We start from the raw sequence: 15,932 nt of genomic DNA on the forward strand, positions 1-15,932 counted from the left end.
GAGTGTCCCTGATCGCTTCAGACCACTTCCGCATCGTTGTCGGCCTCGGCAAGAGCGGCATGTCCCTGGTTCGCTTCCTGGCGAACCAGGGCACGTCGTTTGCCGTCGCCGATACGCGGGAAAATCCACCGGAGCTGGTCACGCTGCGCCGTGACTACCCGCACGTGGAAGTGCGTTGTGGCGAGTTGGATGTCGAGTTTCTGTGCCGTGCCGACGAGCTCTACGTGAGCCCCGGCCTGGCCCTGGCGACACCGGCCCTGCAAGCCGCGGCGGCGCGTGGCGTGAAGCTGTCCGGCGATATCGACCTGTTCGCGCGCAACGCGAAGGCGCCGATCGTCGCGATCAGCGGTTCCAACGCGAAAAGCACCGTGACCACCCTGGTCGGCGAGATGGCGGCTGCGGCCGGCAAGCGCGTGGCCGTGGGCGGCAACCTCGGCACCCCGGCGCTGGACCTGCTCAGCGACGACGTCGAGCTGTACGTGATGGAACTGTCGAGCTTCCAGCTGGAAACCACTCACGACCTGGGCGCTGAAGTGGCCACCGTATTGAACGTCAGCGAAGACCACATGGACCGCTACAGCGGCCTGCCGGCCTATCACCTGGCCAAGCACCGGATCTTCCGCGGCGCCAAACAAGTGGTGGTCAACCGCCAGGATGCCCTGAGCCGTCCGCTGATGGGCGAGGGCCTGCCGTGCTGGACCTTCGGCCTGGGCAAACCCGACTTCAAGGCCTTCGGTATCCGTGAAGAGAACGGCGAGAAATACCTGGCCTTCGAATTCCAGAACCTGATGCCGGTGCGCGAGCTGAAAATCCGTGGCGCCCACAACCAATCCAATGCCCTCGCGGCCTTGGCGCTGGGGCATGCCGTGGGCTTGCCGTTCGACGCCATGCTCGCGAGCCTGCGCACCTTCGGCGGCCTCGAGCATCGCTGCCAGTGGGTCCGCGACCTGAATGGCGTCAGCTATTACAACGACTCCAAGGCCACCAACGTCGGTGCGGCCCTGGCCGCCATCGAAGGCCTGGGTGCCGATATCGACGGCAAGCTGTTGCTGATCGCCGGTGGCGACGGCAAAGGCGCCGACTTCAAGGACCTCAAGGGGCCGGTCGCCGCCCATTGCCGCGCCGTGGTGCTGATGGGCCGCGATGCCGACTTGATCGCCGCCGCCCTCGGTGATGCGGTGCCGCAAGTGCGTGCCAGCTCCCTCGACGACGCGATTGCCCAGTGCAAAGCCCTGGCCCAGCCGGGTGATGCGGTGCTGCTGTCGCCGGCGTGCGCCAGTTTCGACATGTTCAAGAACTACGAAGAGCGCGGCCAGCTGTTCGCCCGCGCCGTGGAGGCCTTGGCATGAATCTCAACTTCCGTAACATCATCAAGCCGTACCCGTCGCCGATCATTACCGGACGCGGCATCGACCTCGACTTCCCGATGCTCGCCGGTTGCCTGGCTTTGCTCGGCCTTGGGTTGGTGATGATCACGTCGGCGTCCTCCGAAGTGGCGGCCGTGCAGTCGGGCAACACCCTGTACATGATGATCCGTCACCTGGTGTACCTAGTGATCGGCCTCGGCGCGTGCATCGTCACCATGATGATCCCCATCGCCACCTGGCAGCGTCTGGGCTGGCTGATGCTGATCGGTGCGTTTGGCTTGCTGATCATGGTGATCCTGCCCGGCATCGGCCGCGAGGTGAACGGTTCGATGCGCTGGATCGGCTTCGGTGCGTTCAACGTGCAGCCGTCGGAAATCGCCAAGGTGTTCGTGGTGATCTACCTCGCCGGCTACCTGGTGCGGCGTCAGAAAGAAGTGCGTGAAAGCTGGATGGGCTTCTTCAAGCCGTTCATCGTGCTGCTGCCCATGGCCGGCCTGTTGCTGATGGAACCCGACTTCGGGGCCACCGTCGTGATGATGGGCGCCGCTGCGGCGATGCTGTTCCTCGGCGGGGTCGGGCTGTTCCGCTTCACCTTGATGGTGGTGCTGGCGGTGGCTGCCGTGACCGTGCTGGTGCAGGCGCAACCTTATCGGATGGCCCGTCTGATCACCTTTACCGACCCGTGGTCCGACCAGTTCGGCTCCGGCTATCAGTTGACCCAGGCGCTGATCGCCTTCGGTCGCGGCGAGTGGCTGGGCGTGGGCCTGGGCAACAGCGTGCAGAAACAATTCTACCTGCCGGAAGCGCACACCGACTTCGTGTTCTCGGTGCTCGCCGAAGAGCTGGGCGTGGTCGGTTCGCTGTGTACCGTCGCATTGTTCGTGTTCGTGTGTGTGCGCGGCATGTACATCGGCTTGTGGGCCGAGAAGGCCAAACAGTATTTCGCTGCGTATGTGGCGTATGGCTTGTCGTTCCTGTGGATCGGCCAGTTCCTGATCAATATCGGCGTGAACGTCGGCCTGCTGCCGACCAAGGGCCTGACCTTGCCGTTCCTCAGTTACGGCGGCAGTTCGCTGGTGATCTGCTGTGCCTGTCTTGGCTTGTTGCTGCGCATCGAGTGGGAGAGTCGAACCCACCTGGGCAGCGAAGAGATGGAGTTCAGCGAAAGCGACTTCGCCGAGGAGCCGACCCATGGGCGCTAACGTGCTGATCATGGCAGGCGGCACCGGGGGCCATGTGTTCCCGGCCCTGGCCTGTGCGCGCGAATTCCAGAGCCGTGGCTACAGCGTGCATTGGCTGGGAACGCCGCGTGGTATCGAAAACGAACTGGTGCCGAGCGCCGGCTTGCCGCTGCATTTGATCAACGTCACGGGCCTGCGCGGCAAGGGCAAGCTGTCGCTGCTCAAGGCACCGTTCGTGTTGCTCAAGGCGGTGTGGCAGGCGCGCAAGGTCATCCGTGAATTGCAGCCGGTGTGTGTGCTCGGTTTCGGCGGTTACGTGACCGGCCCCGGCGGCGTCGCGGCCAGGCTCGCGGGCGTGCCGGTGATCGTGCATGAGCAGAACGCTGTCGCCGGCACCGCCAACCGCTTGCTGGTGCCGCTGGCGGCGCGGGTGTGCGAAGCGTTCCCGAATACCTTCGGCGCCTCGGACAAACGCCGCACCACCGGCAACCCGGTACGCACCGAGCTGTTTATGGACATTGCCCGGCAGCCCTTGGCCGGGCGCAAGGCGCACCTGCTGATCCTGGGCGGGAGCCTGGGCGCCGAGCCGCTGAATAAATTGCTACCGCAAGCGCTGGCGCAACTGCCTGTGGACGTGCGCCCGCAGGTCTTTCACCAGGCCGGCAAGAACCACGATGAAGTCACCGCCACGCGTTATCGCGAGGCCGGTGTCGAGGCTGATGTGCAGCCCTTCATCGAAGACATGGCCCAAGCCTATGGCTGGGCCGACCTGGTGGTCTGTCGCGCTGGTGCGCTGACCGTCAGTGAACTGGCCGCCGCCGGTCTGCCGTCCTTGCTGGTGCCTTTGCCCCATGCGATCGACGATCACCAGACCCGCAACGCCGAATATTTGGCCGGGGAGGGCGCTGCCTTCCTACTGCCGCAAAGAACGACTGGCGCCGCCGATTTGGCCGCACGCCTGACCGAGGTTTTGATGCAACCGGAACGACTCAACAGCATGGCGAGCACCGCACGCCGCCTGGCCAAACCTGACGCAACCCGCACCGTGGTCGATATCTGCCTGGAGGTGGCCCATGGTTGAGAATCAGAAAGCCATGCCGCAACCGGAAATGCGCCGCATCCGTCGTATCCACTTCGTCGGGATCGGCGGCGTGGGCATGTGTGGCATTGCCGAAGTATTGTTGAACCTGGGCTACCAGGTGTCCGGCTCCGACTTGAAAGAGTCGCCGGTCACCGAGCGCCTGAAGTCCTTCGGCGCGAAAATCTTCATCGGCCACCGCGCCGAGAACGCCGTCGAGGCCGACGTGCTGGTGGTGTCCAGCGCCGTGAACACCTCCAACCCGGAAGTTGCCAGCGCCCTTGAGCGCCGCATTCCCGTGGTGCCCCGCGCCGAGATGCTGGCCGAGCTGATGCGCTACCGCCATGGCATTGCTGTCGCCGGTACCCACGGCAAGACCACCACCACCAGCCTGATCGCCTCGGTGTTCGCCGCCGGTGGCCTGGACCCGACCTTTGTGATCGGTGGCCGCCTGAATGCAGCCGGCACCAATGCGCAACTGGGCACCAGCCGCTACCTGATCGCCGAAGCTGACGAAAGCGATGCCAGCTTCCTGCACCTGCAACCGCTGGTGGCCGTGGTCACCAACATCGACGCCGACCACATGGCGACCTACGACGGCGACTTCAACAAGTTGAAGAAAACCTTCGTCGAGTTCCTGCATAACCTGCCGTTCTACGGTTTGGCAGTGGTGTGCCTGGATGACCCGGTGGTGCGCGAGATCCTGCCGCTGGTCAAGCGTCCGACCGTGACCTACGGCTTCAGCGAAGACGCCGACGTGCGTGCGATCAATGTGCGCCAGCAAGGCATGCAGACGTTCTTCACCGTGCTGCGCCCGGACCGCGAACCGCTGGACGTGTCGGTGAACATGCCGGGCAACCACAACGTGCTCAATTCCCTGGCGACCATCTGCATTGCCTCCGATGAAGGCGTCAGCGATGAAGCCATTGTCGAGGGCCTGTCGGGCTTTGCCGGCGTGGGCCGGCGCTTCCAGGTCTACGGGCAACTGCCGGTGGAAGGTGGCGAGGTGATGCTGGTGGACGACTACGGTCACCACCCGACCGAAGTCGCCGCCGTGATCAAGGCCGTGCGCGGTGGTTGGCCGGAGCGTCGCCTGGTGATGGTCTACCAGCCGCACCGCTACAGCCGCACCCGCGACCTGTATGACGATTTCGTCAATGTACTGGCCGATGCCAACGTGCTGCTGCTGATGGAAGTCTACCCGGCCGGTGAAGAACCGATCCCCGGGGCGGACAGCCGCAAACTGTGCAACAGCATCCGTCAGCGCGGCCAGTTGGACCCGATCTACATCGAGCGCGGTGTGGACCTGGCGCCGATCGTCAAGCCGCTGCTGCGCGCCGGCGACATCCTGCTGTGCCAGGGTGCCGGTGATATCGGTGGCCTTGCGCCTAAATTGCTGGCGAGCCCCTTGTTCGTAAACAAAGCGCTCGCTGCTGAACAGGGGAAGTCGAAATGACCACGAACTACGCCTCCCTGTTCTCCACCATCGCCCCTGCCGACTTCGGCCGCGTGGCCGTGCTGTTCGGCGGTAAGAGCGCTGAGCGTGAAGTGTCGCTCAAGTCCGGCAACGCCGTGCTCGAAGCGCTGCAAAGCGCGGGCGTGAATGCGTTCGGGATCGACGTGGGTGACGACTTCCTCGCACGCCTGCAGGCCGAGAAGATCGACCGCGCCTTCATCATCCTGCACGGCCGTGGCGGTGAAGACGGCAGCATGCAAGGCCTGCTGGAGTGCGCCGGGATTCCTTACACCGGCAGCGGCATCCTCGCCTCGGCGCTGGCCATGGACAAGTTGCGCACCAAGCAGGTGTGGCACAGCCTGGGAATTCCTACCCCACGTCACAGCGTGCTGTGCAGCGAAGACGATTGTATTTCTGCAGCCAAGGAACTGGGCCTGCCTTTGATCGTCAAACCAGCCCATGAAGGCTCCAGTATCGGCATGGCTAAAGTGAACTCGGCCGCCGAATTGATCGACGCATGGAAAGCGGCAAGTACCTACGATTCGCAAGTGTTGGTGGAACAGTGGATCCAAGGTCCCGAGTACACCATCGCCACCCTGCGTGGCCAGGTATTGCCGCCCATCGCCTTGGGCACGCCCCACACTTTTTACGATTACGATGCCAAGTACCTGGCTTCCGATACCCAGTACCGGATCCCCTGCGGCCTTGACGCAAGCAAAGAACAGGAATTGATGGACCTCACGGCGAAAGCCTGTGAGGCGCTGGGTATCGCCGGTTGGGCGCGGGCAGACGTGATGCAGGACGACCAAGGGAATTTCTGGTTCCTGGAAGTCAACACCGCACCGGGCATGACCGACCACAGCCTGGTCCCTATGGCCGCGCGCGCAGCCGGCCTGGATTTCCAGCAGTTGGTGCTGGCGATCCTGGCGGCCAGCGTTGCCGGTGAAGAAAGGCAGCGAGGCTAAGACATGAAAGGCGCATCGCTTCGTCATCAGCCCCCACCCGCACCCGGCCGCAAGCCGGTGCCACGGGGTGCCAGCCGAATGGTGGCTAAAGAGCCGATGTCGGCGCGCCTGCCGAAAGCCAACTTTGGTTTCCTCAAGGCGCTGTTCTGGCCGGTGTTGCTGGTGGTGTTGGGCTTCGGCACTTACGAAGGCGCGCAGCGTCTATTGCCTTATGCCGACCGGCCGATCACCAAGATCAGCGTGCAGGGCGACTTGAGCTACATCAGCCAGCAAGCGGTGCAGCAGCGCATCGGCCCGTTCCTGGCGGCGAGCTTCTTCACCATCGACCTGGCCGGCATGCGCCGGGAGCTGGAGCAGATGCCGTGGATCGCCCACGCCGAAGTCCGCCGTGTATGGCCGGACCAGGTGACGATCCGCCTGGAAGAACAACTGCCCGTGGCCCGTTGGGGCGATGAGGCGCTGTTGAACAACCAGGGCCAGGCGTTCACCCCGCGTGAGCTGGCCAATTACGAGCACCTGCCGCAGCTGTTCGGGCCGCAGCGGGCGCAGCAGCAAGTGATGCAGCAGTACCAGGCCTTGAGCCAGATGCTGCGGCCGCTGGGCTTCTCCATTGCACGCCTGGAATTGCGTGAACGGGGCAGCTGGTTTTTGACGACCGGGGCAGGCAGTTCCGGCCCGGGCATCGAGTTGTTGCTGGGACGCGACCGCTTGGTGGAAAAGATGCGCCGCTTTATTGCCATCTATGAAAAGACCTTGAAAGAACAGATTACGAACATTGCGAGCGTCGACCTGCGTTACGCCAACGGCCTTGCCGTCGGCTGGCGTGAACCGGCTGCGCCCACGGCAGCGCAACCCGCTGTCGCGAAGAATTAAGAAGAGGCAGGACCCATGGCAAACGTGCAAAGCGGCAAAATGATCGTCGGTCTCGATATCGGCACCTCCAAGGTGGTGGCGCTGGTGGGCGAGGTCGGGGAAGACGGCACGATCGAAATCGTCGGTATTGGCACGCATCCGTCCCGGGGCCTGAAGAAGGGCGTGGTGGTGAACATCGAGTCCACCGTGCAATCGATCCAGCGCGCCATCGAAGAAGCGCAGCTGATGGCCGGTTGCCGGATTCACTCGGCGTTCGTCGGCGTAGCGGGCAATCACATCCGCAGCCTGAACTCCCACGGCATCGTGGCGATCCGCGACCGCGAAGTCAGCGCGGCCGACCTTGAGCGCGTACTCGACGCCGCCCAGGCCGTGGCGATCCCGGCGGACCAGCGCGTGCTGCACACCCTGCCGCAGGACTACGTGATCGACAACCAGGAAGGCGTGCGCGAGCCCCTGGGCATGTCAGGCGTGCGCCTGGAAGCCAAGGTCCACGTGGTGACCTGCGCGGTCAATGCCGCACAGAACATTGAAAAGTGCGTGCGTCGCTGCGGCCTGGAAATCGACGACATCATTCTCGAGCAACTGGCTTCGGCCTACTCGGTACTGACCGACGACGAAAAAGAACTGGGCGTGTGCCTGGTCGACATCGGCGGCGGCACCACCGACATCGCGATCTTCACCGAGGGTGCGATCCGTCACACCGCCGTGATCCCGATTGCCGGCGACCAGGTCACCAACGACATCGCCATGGCGTTGCGCACACCGACGCAGTACGCCGAAGAGATCAAGATCCGCTATGCCTGCGCCCTGGCCAAACTGGCCGGCGCCGGTGAAACCATCAAGGTGCCGAGCGTGGGCGACCGTCCACCGCGCGAGCTGTCGCGCCAGGCCCTGGCCGAAGTGGTCGAGCCGCGCTACGACGAGCTGTTCACCCTGATCCAGGCGGAACTGCGCCGCAGCGGTTACGAAGATTTGATCCCGGCCGGCATCGTGCTGACCGGTGGCACCTCGAAGATGGAAGGCGCGGTCGAACTGGCCGAAGAGATCTTCCACATGCCAGTTCGCCTGGGCGTGCCCCATGGCGTCAAAGGCCTGGGCGACGTGGTGCGCAACCCGATTTATTCCACCGGTGTGGGCTTGCTGTTGTACGGGCTGCAAAAGCAGACCGACGGCATTTCCCTGTCGGGCCCGAGCATCCGCGACAGCTACCGCGGCGACGACGAAGCGAAAGCGCCGTTGTTCGAACGGTTGCAGGCTTGGGTCAAAGGCAATTTCTAACGATTTACCGCAACACCGTAAAAAAAAGCAGTAGGCGAAAAAACTAGAGAATACGAAAGGAGAGGGAAAATGTTCGAACTCGTAGACAACATCCCCGCAAGCCCGGTCATCAAAGTGATCGGTGTCGGCGGTGGCGGCGGCAACGCTGTCAACCATATGGTCAAGAGCAACATTGAAGGCGTTGAATTCATCTGCGCCAACACTGATGCCCAGGCGCTGAAGAGCATCGGCGCGCGGACCATCCTGCAATTGGGCACCGCCGTGACCAAGGGCCTCGGCGCTGGCGCCAACCCGGAAGTCGGCCGTCAAGCCGCGCTGGAAGACCGCGAGCGTATCGCCGAAGTGCTGCAAGGCACCAACATGGTGTTCATCACCACCGGCATGGGCGGCGGTACCGGTACCGGTGCAGCGCCGATCATCGCCGAAGTGGCCAAGGAAATGGGGATTCTGACGGTCGCCGTCGTGACCCGTCCGTTCCCGTTCGAAGGCCGCAAGCGCATGCAGATCGCCGACGAAGGTATCCGTCTGCTGTCTGAAAGCGTCGACTCGTTGATCACCATCCCCAACGAGAAGCTGCTGACCATCCTGGGCAAGGACGCGAGCCTGCTGTCCGCGTTCGCCAAGGCTGACGATGTACTGGCCGGTGCCGTTCGCGGTATCTCCGACATCATCAAGCGCCCGGGCATGATCAACGTCGACTTCGCCGACGTGCGTACCGTGATGAGCGAAATGGGCATGGCGATGATGGGCACTGGCTGCGCCAGCGGTCCGAACCGTGCGCGTGAAGCCACCGAAGCGGCCATCCGCAACCCGTTGCTCGAAGACGTGAACCTGCAAGGCGCACGCGGCATCCTGGTGAACATCACCGCCGGTCCTGACCTGTCCCTGGGTGAGTACTCCGACGTGGGTAGCATCATCGAAGCCTTCGCTTCCGAGCACGCGATGGTCAAAGTCGGCACCGTGATCGATCCGGACATGCGCGACGAACTGCATGTGACCGTGGTCGCGACCGGTCTGGGCGCAAAAATCGAGAAGCCTGTAAAGGTCATCGACAATACCGTTCACACCGGCCACAACAGCCACGCCAGCCAAGCGGCTGCCGCTCCAGCGCCTGCGCGCCAGGAACTGCCGTCGGTGAACTACCGTGATCTGGACCGTCCGACCGTGATGCGCAATCAGGCTCAGGCCGGTGCTGCAGCGTCCCGTAGCCCGAATCCGCAAGATGATCTGGACTACCTGGACATCCCGGCATTCCTGCGTCGTCAGGCCGATTAATGGAATGTATCAGGGCTATGAAGGTGATTGGTGTTCAGCAAAGGTCTGGTCTGCTATTATCGCCAGCCTTTGTTGATACCAGTTCGCAATTTGCGCTGAAGCGGTCCAAGCCATGATTAAACAACGCACCCTGAAGAATATTATTCGTGCCACAGGTGTAGGTCTGCACTCCGGGGAGAAGGTATACCTGACCCTCAAACCTGCACCTGTCGACACCGGCATCGTGTTTGTTCGTGCCGACCTGGACCCTGTGGTGCAGATTCCTGCTCGCGCGGAAAACGTCGGCGAAACCACGATGTCGACCACATTGGTCAACGGTGACGTCAAGGTGGACACGGTGGAGCACTTGCTCTCGGCCATGGCTGGCCTGGGCATCGATAACGCCTACGTCGAGCTCTCCGCGTCCGAAGTCCCCATCATGGATGGCAGCGCTGGTCCCTTCGTATTCTTGATTCAATCTGCCGGCCTGGAAGAACAGGACGCAGCCAAGAAGTTCATTCGCATTCTGCGGGAAGTGACAGTAGAAGACGGCGACAAGCGCGCCACCTTCGTCCCGTTCGAAGGCTTTAAAGTGAGCTTTGAGATCGATTTCGATCACCCGGTATTTCGCGACCGCACCCAAAGCGCAAGCGTGGATTTTTCCAGTACTTCGTTCGTAAAAGAAGTCAGCCGCGCCCGCACCTTTGGTTTCATGAGTGACATCGAGTACCTGCGCAAGCACAACCTCGCACTCGGCGGCAGCGTTGAAAACGCCATTGTGGTCGACGCGGATGGTGTACTGAACGAAGACGGCCTTCGCTATGAAGACGAATTCGTGAAGCACAAGATCCTCGATGCAATCGGTGACCTCTACCTGCTGGGCAATAGCCTGATAGGCGAGTTCAAAGGCTTCAAGTCGGGCCACGCCCTTAACAACCAGCTGCTGCGCAAGTTGATTGAGCAGACAGATGCTTGGGAAGTCGTGACCTTCGAAGATGCCAGCACCGCACCGATCTCTTACATGCGTCCCGTTGCGGCGGTGTAAGTAACAACTCTCTTTCTTTAGTTTTTAAGGGCTGCCTTCGGGTGGCCCTTTTTATTTCCCGTGGCGAGTGAGCCACAATGGCCTGTTCGCCTCAGTCATCGCGCCGTTGCCTCCACGATGCAATTGCGCCCACTGTGCTTGGCTTCATACAGCGCGCGGTCCGCACTGAGCTGCAAGTCCTCCAGGGACATGCGACTGCGCTTGTCCCACGTACTCAGGCCAATGCTCACGGTAATCGGCCGTTCATCCCCTGCCACCCGTGGCAAGTGCTCGACGCCGCGGCGGATATGCTCGGCGATTAGCCATGCGCCCCTGATATCGGTAGACGGCAACACCACGGCGAACTCTTCACCGCCATAACGTGCGGCCAGGTCGGCCGGGCGACGGATGTTGCCGCCGATCACCTGGGCGACGTTGCGCAACGCCTCATCGCCGCCGTGATGGCCATGACGGTCGTTGAATGCCTTGAAGTGGTCGACGTCGATCATCAACAGCGTCAGCGGTTCGGCGGAGCGCTGGGCGCGGTCCCATTCCAGGCGTAGGCGTTGGTCCAGAATGCGCCGGTTGGCCAGGCCGGTGAGCGCGTCAGTGGCTGCCAGTTCTGACAGCACCTTCTCCGCGCGAAAACGGCGGCGCAGTTCCCGGCGCAGCATCCAGGTCAGCCATAACAGGCCGATACACAGGATGCCGGTGGCGCCGCCGGTCAGCGTCGCCGCGCGCTTCCATGGCGCGAACACGTCCTCACTGGACAACGCCACGACCACAATCAGCGGCAGCTCGCCGACATTGGTGAAGGTATACAGGCGCTCCTTGCCGGTGATGGTCGAGATGGCCCGAAAGCTGCCGCTTCTTTCGCGCAGCATGCGCTTGAAGTTGGGGCGATCACTCAGGTCCTTGTTGATCATGTCGCGCTCCAGCAGCGGTTGCTGGGCCAGGAGAATGCCGTGGCTGCTCAACAGGTTGACCGAGCTGCTATTGCCGATGGTCAGGCTGTTGAACAACTGATCGAAGTACGCCAGGCGCATGGTGGCCACCGCGACCCCGAGGAACTCGCCGTTGGCGCCGGTGACGCGGCGGCTGAACGCGATGCGCCAGACTTGCTCGCAATGGCACTGAATCATGAACGGCCGGCTGATGAACAGGTCGCTCTGGTTGGTGATTTTATGCACGAGGAAGTAGTCGCGATCAGCCAAATTACGCGAGGTCGGCTTGAGCGTCGAAGAGTCAGCAACGACGGCGCCATTGGCGTCCAGCAACAGCACTTGGTCTTTGAACAGCGCGGCCGTCGACAGCTCGAATTGCACCAGATGCCGGATATCCCCCGATACCTTGGACAAATCCGTGCGCTGCGTGGCGGCGATCAACCCTTGCAGCGCGAGGTCGTATAGCTCGACGTTACGCAGCACATCGGCGTTGATCAGTTGGGTGATGTTGGTGGTTGAGCGTTTCGCCGCCTGCAGGGTGCTGGCGTGTTCGCGGATCAACAGCACCGCGACGATAATCACAATCAATGCGACGGTGAAGCCGCTGCCTAGCATCAACAATAATTCTGTGCGTTCAGATGGGGTACGAAAAGGGCGTGGACTCATCGGGCAGACTTCAACGGTGAAGATACTGGCAGTTTAGTTCTACCCGATGAAAATTGATTGTTTGGTTGCAAAGAAAGTGCGGCGACTTAGAACACGTTGATCGGATAGTCGACGATCACCCGGTATTCATCCACATCCCGATCCACCGCCGAGTAGCCATTGCTGCCGCGGTTGGTCGCCCATTGCAGGCGCAGGGACAGATCCTTGGCGTTGCCGCCCTGCACCACGTATTTCACGTCGATGTCCCGTTCCCAGTGCTTGGCGTCCTGGCTGTCGGCGCTGTACCAGGCGCTGTAGCCCCGACTGGTGGGATCGACTTTGCTCAGGTCGGTCTTACCGCTGCTGTAGGACACGGCAGTGGTCAGGCCCGGCATGCCGAGGCCGATGAAGTCGTAGGCGTACTTGAGCTTCCACGACCGCTCGTTGGGGCCGTTGAAGTCCGAGTATTGCTGGGAGTTGTCCAGGTACACGCTGTCGCCCTGGGTGATGTAGTCGAACGGTGTGTTGCCGTTGACCCGCTGGTACGCGGCGGTGACGCTGTGGCTGCCCACGGCTACGGTGAAATGCAGGCTGTAGGTGTTGTTGTCGATGTTACCCAGCAACGACTGGCCGCTGTCTTGGGTGTGGTAGTAGTGCAGGCCGGGGTTGAGGCTGACCAGGTCGTTCAGCGCGTAGGTGTAGTCCAGGTCGTAGTAGTACTGGTGCCACACATCCTTGAGTTCGGCGGCGTACAGGTTGCTGGTCAGTCCCGGCACGCCGCTGAACGACACGCCGGCCCAGTCCAGGTGCTGGCTGTCGGTGTGTTCCGGCAGTGTGCCGTAGCTGGTGCCGATGCGCTGGTGGCCGCTCTGGTTGTAGAGCTTGGTGAAGCTGGCCTGGCCGCCTTCGATCATCCAGCCGTCGAGGCTGTGGTTGGTCAGGCTTACGCCGCGAAAGGTCTGGGGCAGCATGCGGGTCATGCCGCCGGCGATCACCGGGTTGTTGAGGAACAGGTCGCCGGCTTTCAGTTCCGTGTCGAACGCGCGCATCTTCAACGTGCCGCCTGCGGTGGAGAACGACCCCGGCGCCTTGCCGCTGCCTTGACTGTTGCCATACGGGAGGATGCTGGAGCCGTCGGTGCCGCCACCGCCGTCGAGCTTGAGGCCGAGCATGGCGTGGGCATCCAGGCCGAAACCGACGGTGCCCTGGGTGTAGCCGGATTCGAAGATGCCGAGAAAGCCCTGGCCCCATTCTTTGTTGTCATCGGTGTGGATGTCGTGACGGTCGCGGTTCATGTAGTAGTTGCGGGCGTTGAGCTTGAGGCTTGCGCCTTCGACGAAACCGTCGGTGGGGGTGGTGTCTGCTGCGTGGGCGAGGGGGGCGATCGTTGCTGTAATCGCGAGGAATAACGGGGTGAACGTCAGCGAGTTCTTCACCGGTGGAGCTCCTTTGGTCAAACGGAAACGGCCAATGTCGTGGGGGTGTGCCTGGCCTTTTTTGCGGCAAAAAAAAAGCCGCTGAAGTCAGCGGCTTTAAGACAGATTCCCAGTGTAGAGCCCTGGAAAAAAGTCGAGGGAAATTCGGGTAAGCGGGTCAGCTGTCTTTGCCGTCGCGCTCATCGATGCGTCAAATTAACGCAGGCGAGCGCTGCGATACAGAGTGTAACAAGATAATGACTGTTGCCCAAATCGCAACAGTCAGAGATTTAGCGCATGCCAATGTGGGAGGGGGCTTGCCCCCGATAGCGGTGTATCAGTCACTGAAGTACTGACTGATCCGTCGCCATCGGGGGCAAGCCCCCTCCCACATTGGTCTGAAGTGTTCTCAAGCGTTAGACCGGCAGGGTAATACCGAAGGTGTTGCCGCCGGCGTCACTGCGCACGAATACATCGCCGCCATGCATCAGCGCAATCGCCTTGACGATGGCCAGCCCCAGCCCATGGTTGGCGCCACTGTTGCTGCGCGATGCGTCCACCCGATAGAAGCGTTCGAACAGCCGAGGCAGGTGCTCGCTGGCAATCGCGTCGCCGGGGTTGGTCACGGCGATCGCCACCTGATGCTCCCGCACGTCGATGTTCACCGCGATGACCTGCCCTGGCGCGGTGTGCTGCACCGCGTTGCTCAGCAGGTTGATCAGTGCGCGGCGCAGGTGGGCTCTTTCGATCTGCACCTGGGCGTCGCCGTGGACGTGCACCCGGACCTGGGCGTCTTCGAGGATGAAGTCCAGGTAGTCGAGGGTGGTCGCCACTTCGTCGGCCAGGGAGCTTTCGATCAGCTTGGTGGCCTTGCTGCCCTGGTCGGCGCTGGCGAGGAACAGCATGTCGTTGATGATCGAACGCAGGCGCTCCAGTTCTTCCAGGTTCGATTGCAGCACCTCGAAATAATGTTCGGCCGAGCGCCCGCGTGTCAGGGCCACCTGGGTCTGGCCGATCAGGTTGGTCAGGGGCGAGCGCAGTTCATGGGCGACGTCGGCATTGAACGATTCCAGGCGCGAGTAGGCCTGTTCGACGCGGTCCAGGGTGGCGTTGAACGAGTTGACGAACTGACGCAACTCCGGCGGCAGCGGCGACAGTTGCAGGCGCCCGGAGAGTTTCGGCGGTGCGAGTTTCTGCGCTTCGTCCGAGAGTTTGCTCAGCGGCTTGAGGCCGATGCGCGAGACCCAGAACCCCAGCAGCGCCGCCAGCACCACGCCGATAAACGCCAGGCTGATCAGCGCCACCAGCAAGTGGTGCTGGGTGGCGCGGAAGTTTTCGGTGTCGATGGCGATCATGAAGCGCAACGGCGGGCGCTGGTCCTGGGCGGGGAACTGGCTCACCAGCACCTTGAACGGTTCGGTGTGATTGGCCAGGCGCAAGTCGCGCTTGCCGGTCGGGCCGGTGGCGAAGGCGCGGATCTGTGCGTCCGGGCTGCCATATTCGTAGTTCGGGTCGCTGCTCACCACCCAGAAACGGATGCGCTTGTCTTCCTCGGCCAACAACTTGAGTTTGGCCTTGATCTTGGTCCAATGCTCCGGCGTGCCGAAGCGCTTCACCGAGGACTCCAACACGCTGTAGCGCGCATCCAGTTCGGCCTCGGGTAACAGGCCCAAGCCACGGTCCACCTGCTGATAGAGCGCGCCGCCGATCAACAGGAAGATCAGCAGCGCCACCAGGGTGAACATGCCGCTCAAGCGCAGCGCGATGGAGTTAGTTGACACCGCGGTTCTCCAGCACATAACCCATGCCACGGATGGTGTGCAGCAGCTTCTGTTCGAACGGCCCGTCGAGCTTGGCGCGCAGGCGTTTGATCGCGACTTCGACCACGTTGGCGTCGCTGTCGAAGTTGATGTCCCAGACCATCTCCGCGATGGCGGTCTTGGACAGGATCTCACCCTGGCGCCGCGCCAATACGCTGAGCAGCGAGAACTCCTTGGCGGTCAGGTCCAGGCGCACGCCGTTGCGGCTGGCCTTGCGGCTGATCAGGTCGATCCACAGGTCGGCGACCGTCACCTGCACCGGTTCGTGCCCGCCACTGCGGCGGGTCAGGGCTTGCAGGCGCGCCACCAGCTCCAGGAACGAAAACGGCTTGCCCAGGTAATCGTCGGCGCCTTCACGCAGGCCGCGAATGCGGTCTTCCACGCGCTCGCGGGCGGTGAGCATGATCACCGGCGTTTGCTTGCGCGCGCGCAGGGCACGCAACACGCCGAAGCCGTCGAGACCGGGCAGCATCACGTCGAGCACGATCACCGCGTAATCGTTTTCCAGCGCCAGGTGCAAACCTTCGACGCCTTCACGCGCCACGTCGACGGTGTAGCCTTGCTCCGTCAGGCCGCGATGCAGGTAGTCCGCGGTTTTTTCTTCATCTTCAACGATCAGTACGCGCATGACC

At 62.4% G+C, this 15,932-nt stretch carries 13 protein-coding genes; 9 read left to right on the plus strand and 4 right to left on the minus strand.

Annotated features, from left to right (window positions below; all coding sequences use genetic code 11):
- Nucleotides 1–2: 2 nt before the first annotated feature.
- From murD to lpxC, 9 genes are all read left to right on the plus strand, one after another.
- Complete coding sequence (murD, locus tag TU80_RS08635; RefSeq protein ID WP_017845929.1) at nt 3–1,349, plus strand: UDP-N-acetylmuramoyl-L-alanine--D-glutamate ligase; 1,347 nt, start codon at nt 3–5, stop codon at nt 1,347–1,349.
- A complete protein-coding gene (ftsW, locus tag TU80_RS08640) occupies nt 1,346–2,569 on the plus strand; it encodes a putative lipid II flippase FtsW (protein ID WP_057004267.1) in 1,224 nt (407 codons plus the stop codon). The genes murD and ftsW overlap by 4 nt, the downstream gene beginning before the upstream one ends.
- Entirely contained in the window at nt 2,559–3,629 is a 1,071-nt protein-coding gene (gene murG, locus TU80_RS08645) for an undecaprenyldiphospho-muramoylpentapeptide beta-N-acetylglucosaminyltransferase (RefSeq protein ID WP_057004268.1), read from the plus strand. Before ftsW ends, murG begins: the two co-directional genes overlap by 11 nt.
- The gene (gene murC, locus TU80_RS08650) at nt 3,622–5,082 is read left to right on the plus strand and encodes a UDP-N-acetylmuramate--L-alanine ligase (RefSeq protein WP_046384651.1); all 1,461 of its coding nucleotides are present in this window, start codon (nt 3,622–3,624) and stop codon (nt 5,080–5,082) included. Before murG ends, murC begins: the two co-directional genes overlap by 8 nt.
- A complete protein-coding gene (locus TU80_RS08655) occupies nt 5,079–6,047 on the plus strand; it encodes a D-alanine--D-alanine ligase (protein ID WP_017845925.1) in 969 nt (322 codons plus the stop codon). The genes murC and TU80_RS08655 overlap by 4 nt, the downstream gene beginning before the upstream one ends.
- A gap of 3 nt (nt 6,048–6,050) precedes the next feature.
- Nucleotides 6,051–6,920 carry a cell division protein FtsQ/DivIB gene (locus tag TU80_RS08660; RefSeq protein WP_026139894.1) on the plus strand — a complete coding sequence of 290 codons (870 nt, stop codon included), beginning with the start codon at nt 6,051–6,053 and terminating at the stop codon, nt 6,918–6,920.
- 15 nt (nt 6,921–6,935) lie between these two features.
- Nucleotides 6,936–8,198, plus strand: a complete 1,263-nt coding sequence (ftsA, locus tag TU80_RS08665; RefSeq protein ID WP_017845923.1) for a cell division protein FtsA — start codon at nt 6,936–6,938, stop codon at nt 8,196–8,198.
- A 69-nt stretch (nt 8,199–8,267) separates the two neighbouring features.
- On the plus strand, nt 8,268–9,473 hold the full coding sequence (ftsZ, locus tag TU80_RS08670; RefSeq protein ID WP_017845922.1) for a cell division protein FtsZ: 1,206 nt from the start codon (nt 8,268–8,270) through the stop codon (nt 9,471–9,473).
- Nucleotides 9,474–9,585: 112 nt separating this feature from the next.
- Complete coding sequence (lpxC, locus tag TU80_RS08675) at nt 9,586–10,497, plus strand: UDP-3-O-acyl-N-acetylglucosamine deacetylase (RefSeq protein WP_003171886.1); 912 nt, start codon at nt 9,586–9,588, stop codon at nt 10,495–10,497.
- A gap of 95 nt (nt 10,498–10,592) precedes the next feature.
- Here lpxC and TU80_RS08680 read toward each other — a convergent pair whose 3' ends face one another.
- From TU80_RS08680 to TU80_RS08695, 4 genes are all read right to left on the minus strand, one after another.
- On the minus strand, nt 10,593–12,086 hold the full coding sequence (locus tag TU80_RS08680) for a sensor domain-containing diguanylate cyclase (RefSeq protein WP_046384650.1): 1,494 nt from the start codon (nt 12,084–12,086) through the stop codon (nt 10,593–10,595).
- Nucleotides 12,087–12,172: 86 nt separating this feature from the next.
- Complete coding sequence (locus TU80_RS08685; RefSeq protein ID WP_057004269.1) at nt 12,173–13,501, minus strand: OprD family porin; 1,329 nt, start codon at nt 13,499–13,501, stop codon at nt 12,173–12,175.
- 395 nt (nt 13,502–13,896) lie between these two features.
- Nucleotides 13,897–15,261: a heavy metal sensor histidine kinase gene (locus TU80_RS08690; protein ID WP_057004270.1), complete on the minus strand. Its 1,365-nt coding sequence runs from the start codon at nt 15,259–15,261 to the stop codon at nt 13,897–13,899.
- Entirely contained in the window at nt 15,251–15,928 is a 678-nt protein-coding gene (locus TU80_RS08695; protein ID WP_017845918.1) for a heavy metal response regulator transcription factor, read from the minus strand. Before TU80_RS08695 ends, TU80_RS08690 begins: the two co-directional genes overlap by 11 nt.
- Between the last annotated feature and the right edge of the window lie 4 nt (nt 15,929–15,932).

It is taken from the genome of Pseudomonas veronii (assembly GCF_001439695.1).
GTDB lineage: Bacteria > Pseudomonadota > Gammaproteobacteria > Pseudomonadales > Pseudomonadaceae > Aquipseudomonas > Aquipseudomonas veronii.

Coding starts and splice junctions, on each gene's coding strand:
- ftsZ (WP_017845922.1), top strand. CDS start 8,268: ATGTTCGAACTCGTAGACAACATCCCCGCAAGCCCGGTCATCAAAGTG.
- TU80_RS08660 (WP_026139894.1), top strand. CDS start 6,051: ATGAAAGGCGCATCGCTTCGTCATCAGCCCCCACCCGCACCCGGCCGC.
- ftsW (WP_057004267.1), top strand. CDS start 1,346: ATGAATCTCAACTTCCGTAACATCATCAAGCCGTACCCGTCGCCGATC.
- lpxC (WP_003171886.1), top strand. CDS start 9,586: ATGATTAAACAACGCACCCTGAAGAATATTATTCGTGCCACAGGTGTA.
- TU80_RS08655 (WP_017845925.1), top strand. CDS start 5,079: ATGACCACGAACTACGCCTCCCTGTTCTCCACCATCGCCCCTGCCGAC.
- TU80_RS08695 (WP_017845918.1), bottom strand. CDS start 15,928: ATGCGCGTACTGATCGTTGAAGATGAAGAAAAAACCGCGGACTACCTG.
- murC (WP_046384651.1), top strand. CDS start 3,622: ATGGTTGAGAATCAGAAAGCCATGCCGCAACCGGAAATGCGCCGCATC.
- ftsA (WP_017845923.1), top strand. CDS start 6,936: ATGGCAAACGTGCAAAGCGGCAAAATGATCGTCGGTCTCGATATCGGC.
- murG (WP_057004268.1), top strand. CDS start 2,559: ATGGGCGCTAACGTGCTGATCATGGCAGGCGGCACCGGGGGCCATGTG.
- TU80_RS08680 (WP_046384650.1), bottom strand. CDS start 12,086: ATGAGTCCACGCCCTTTTCGTACCCCATCTGAACGCACAGAATTATTG.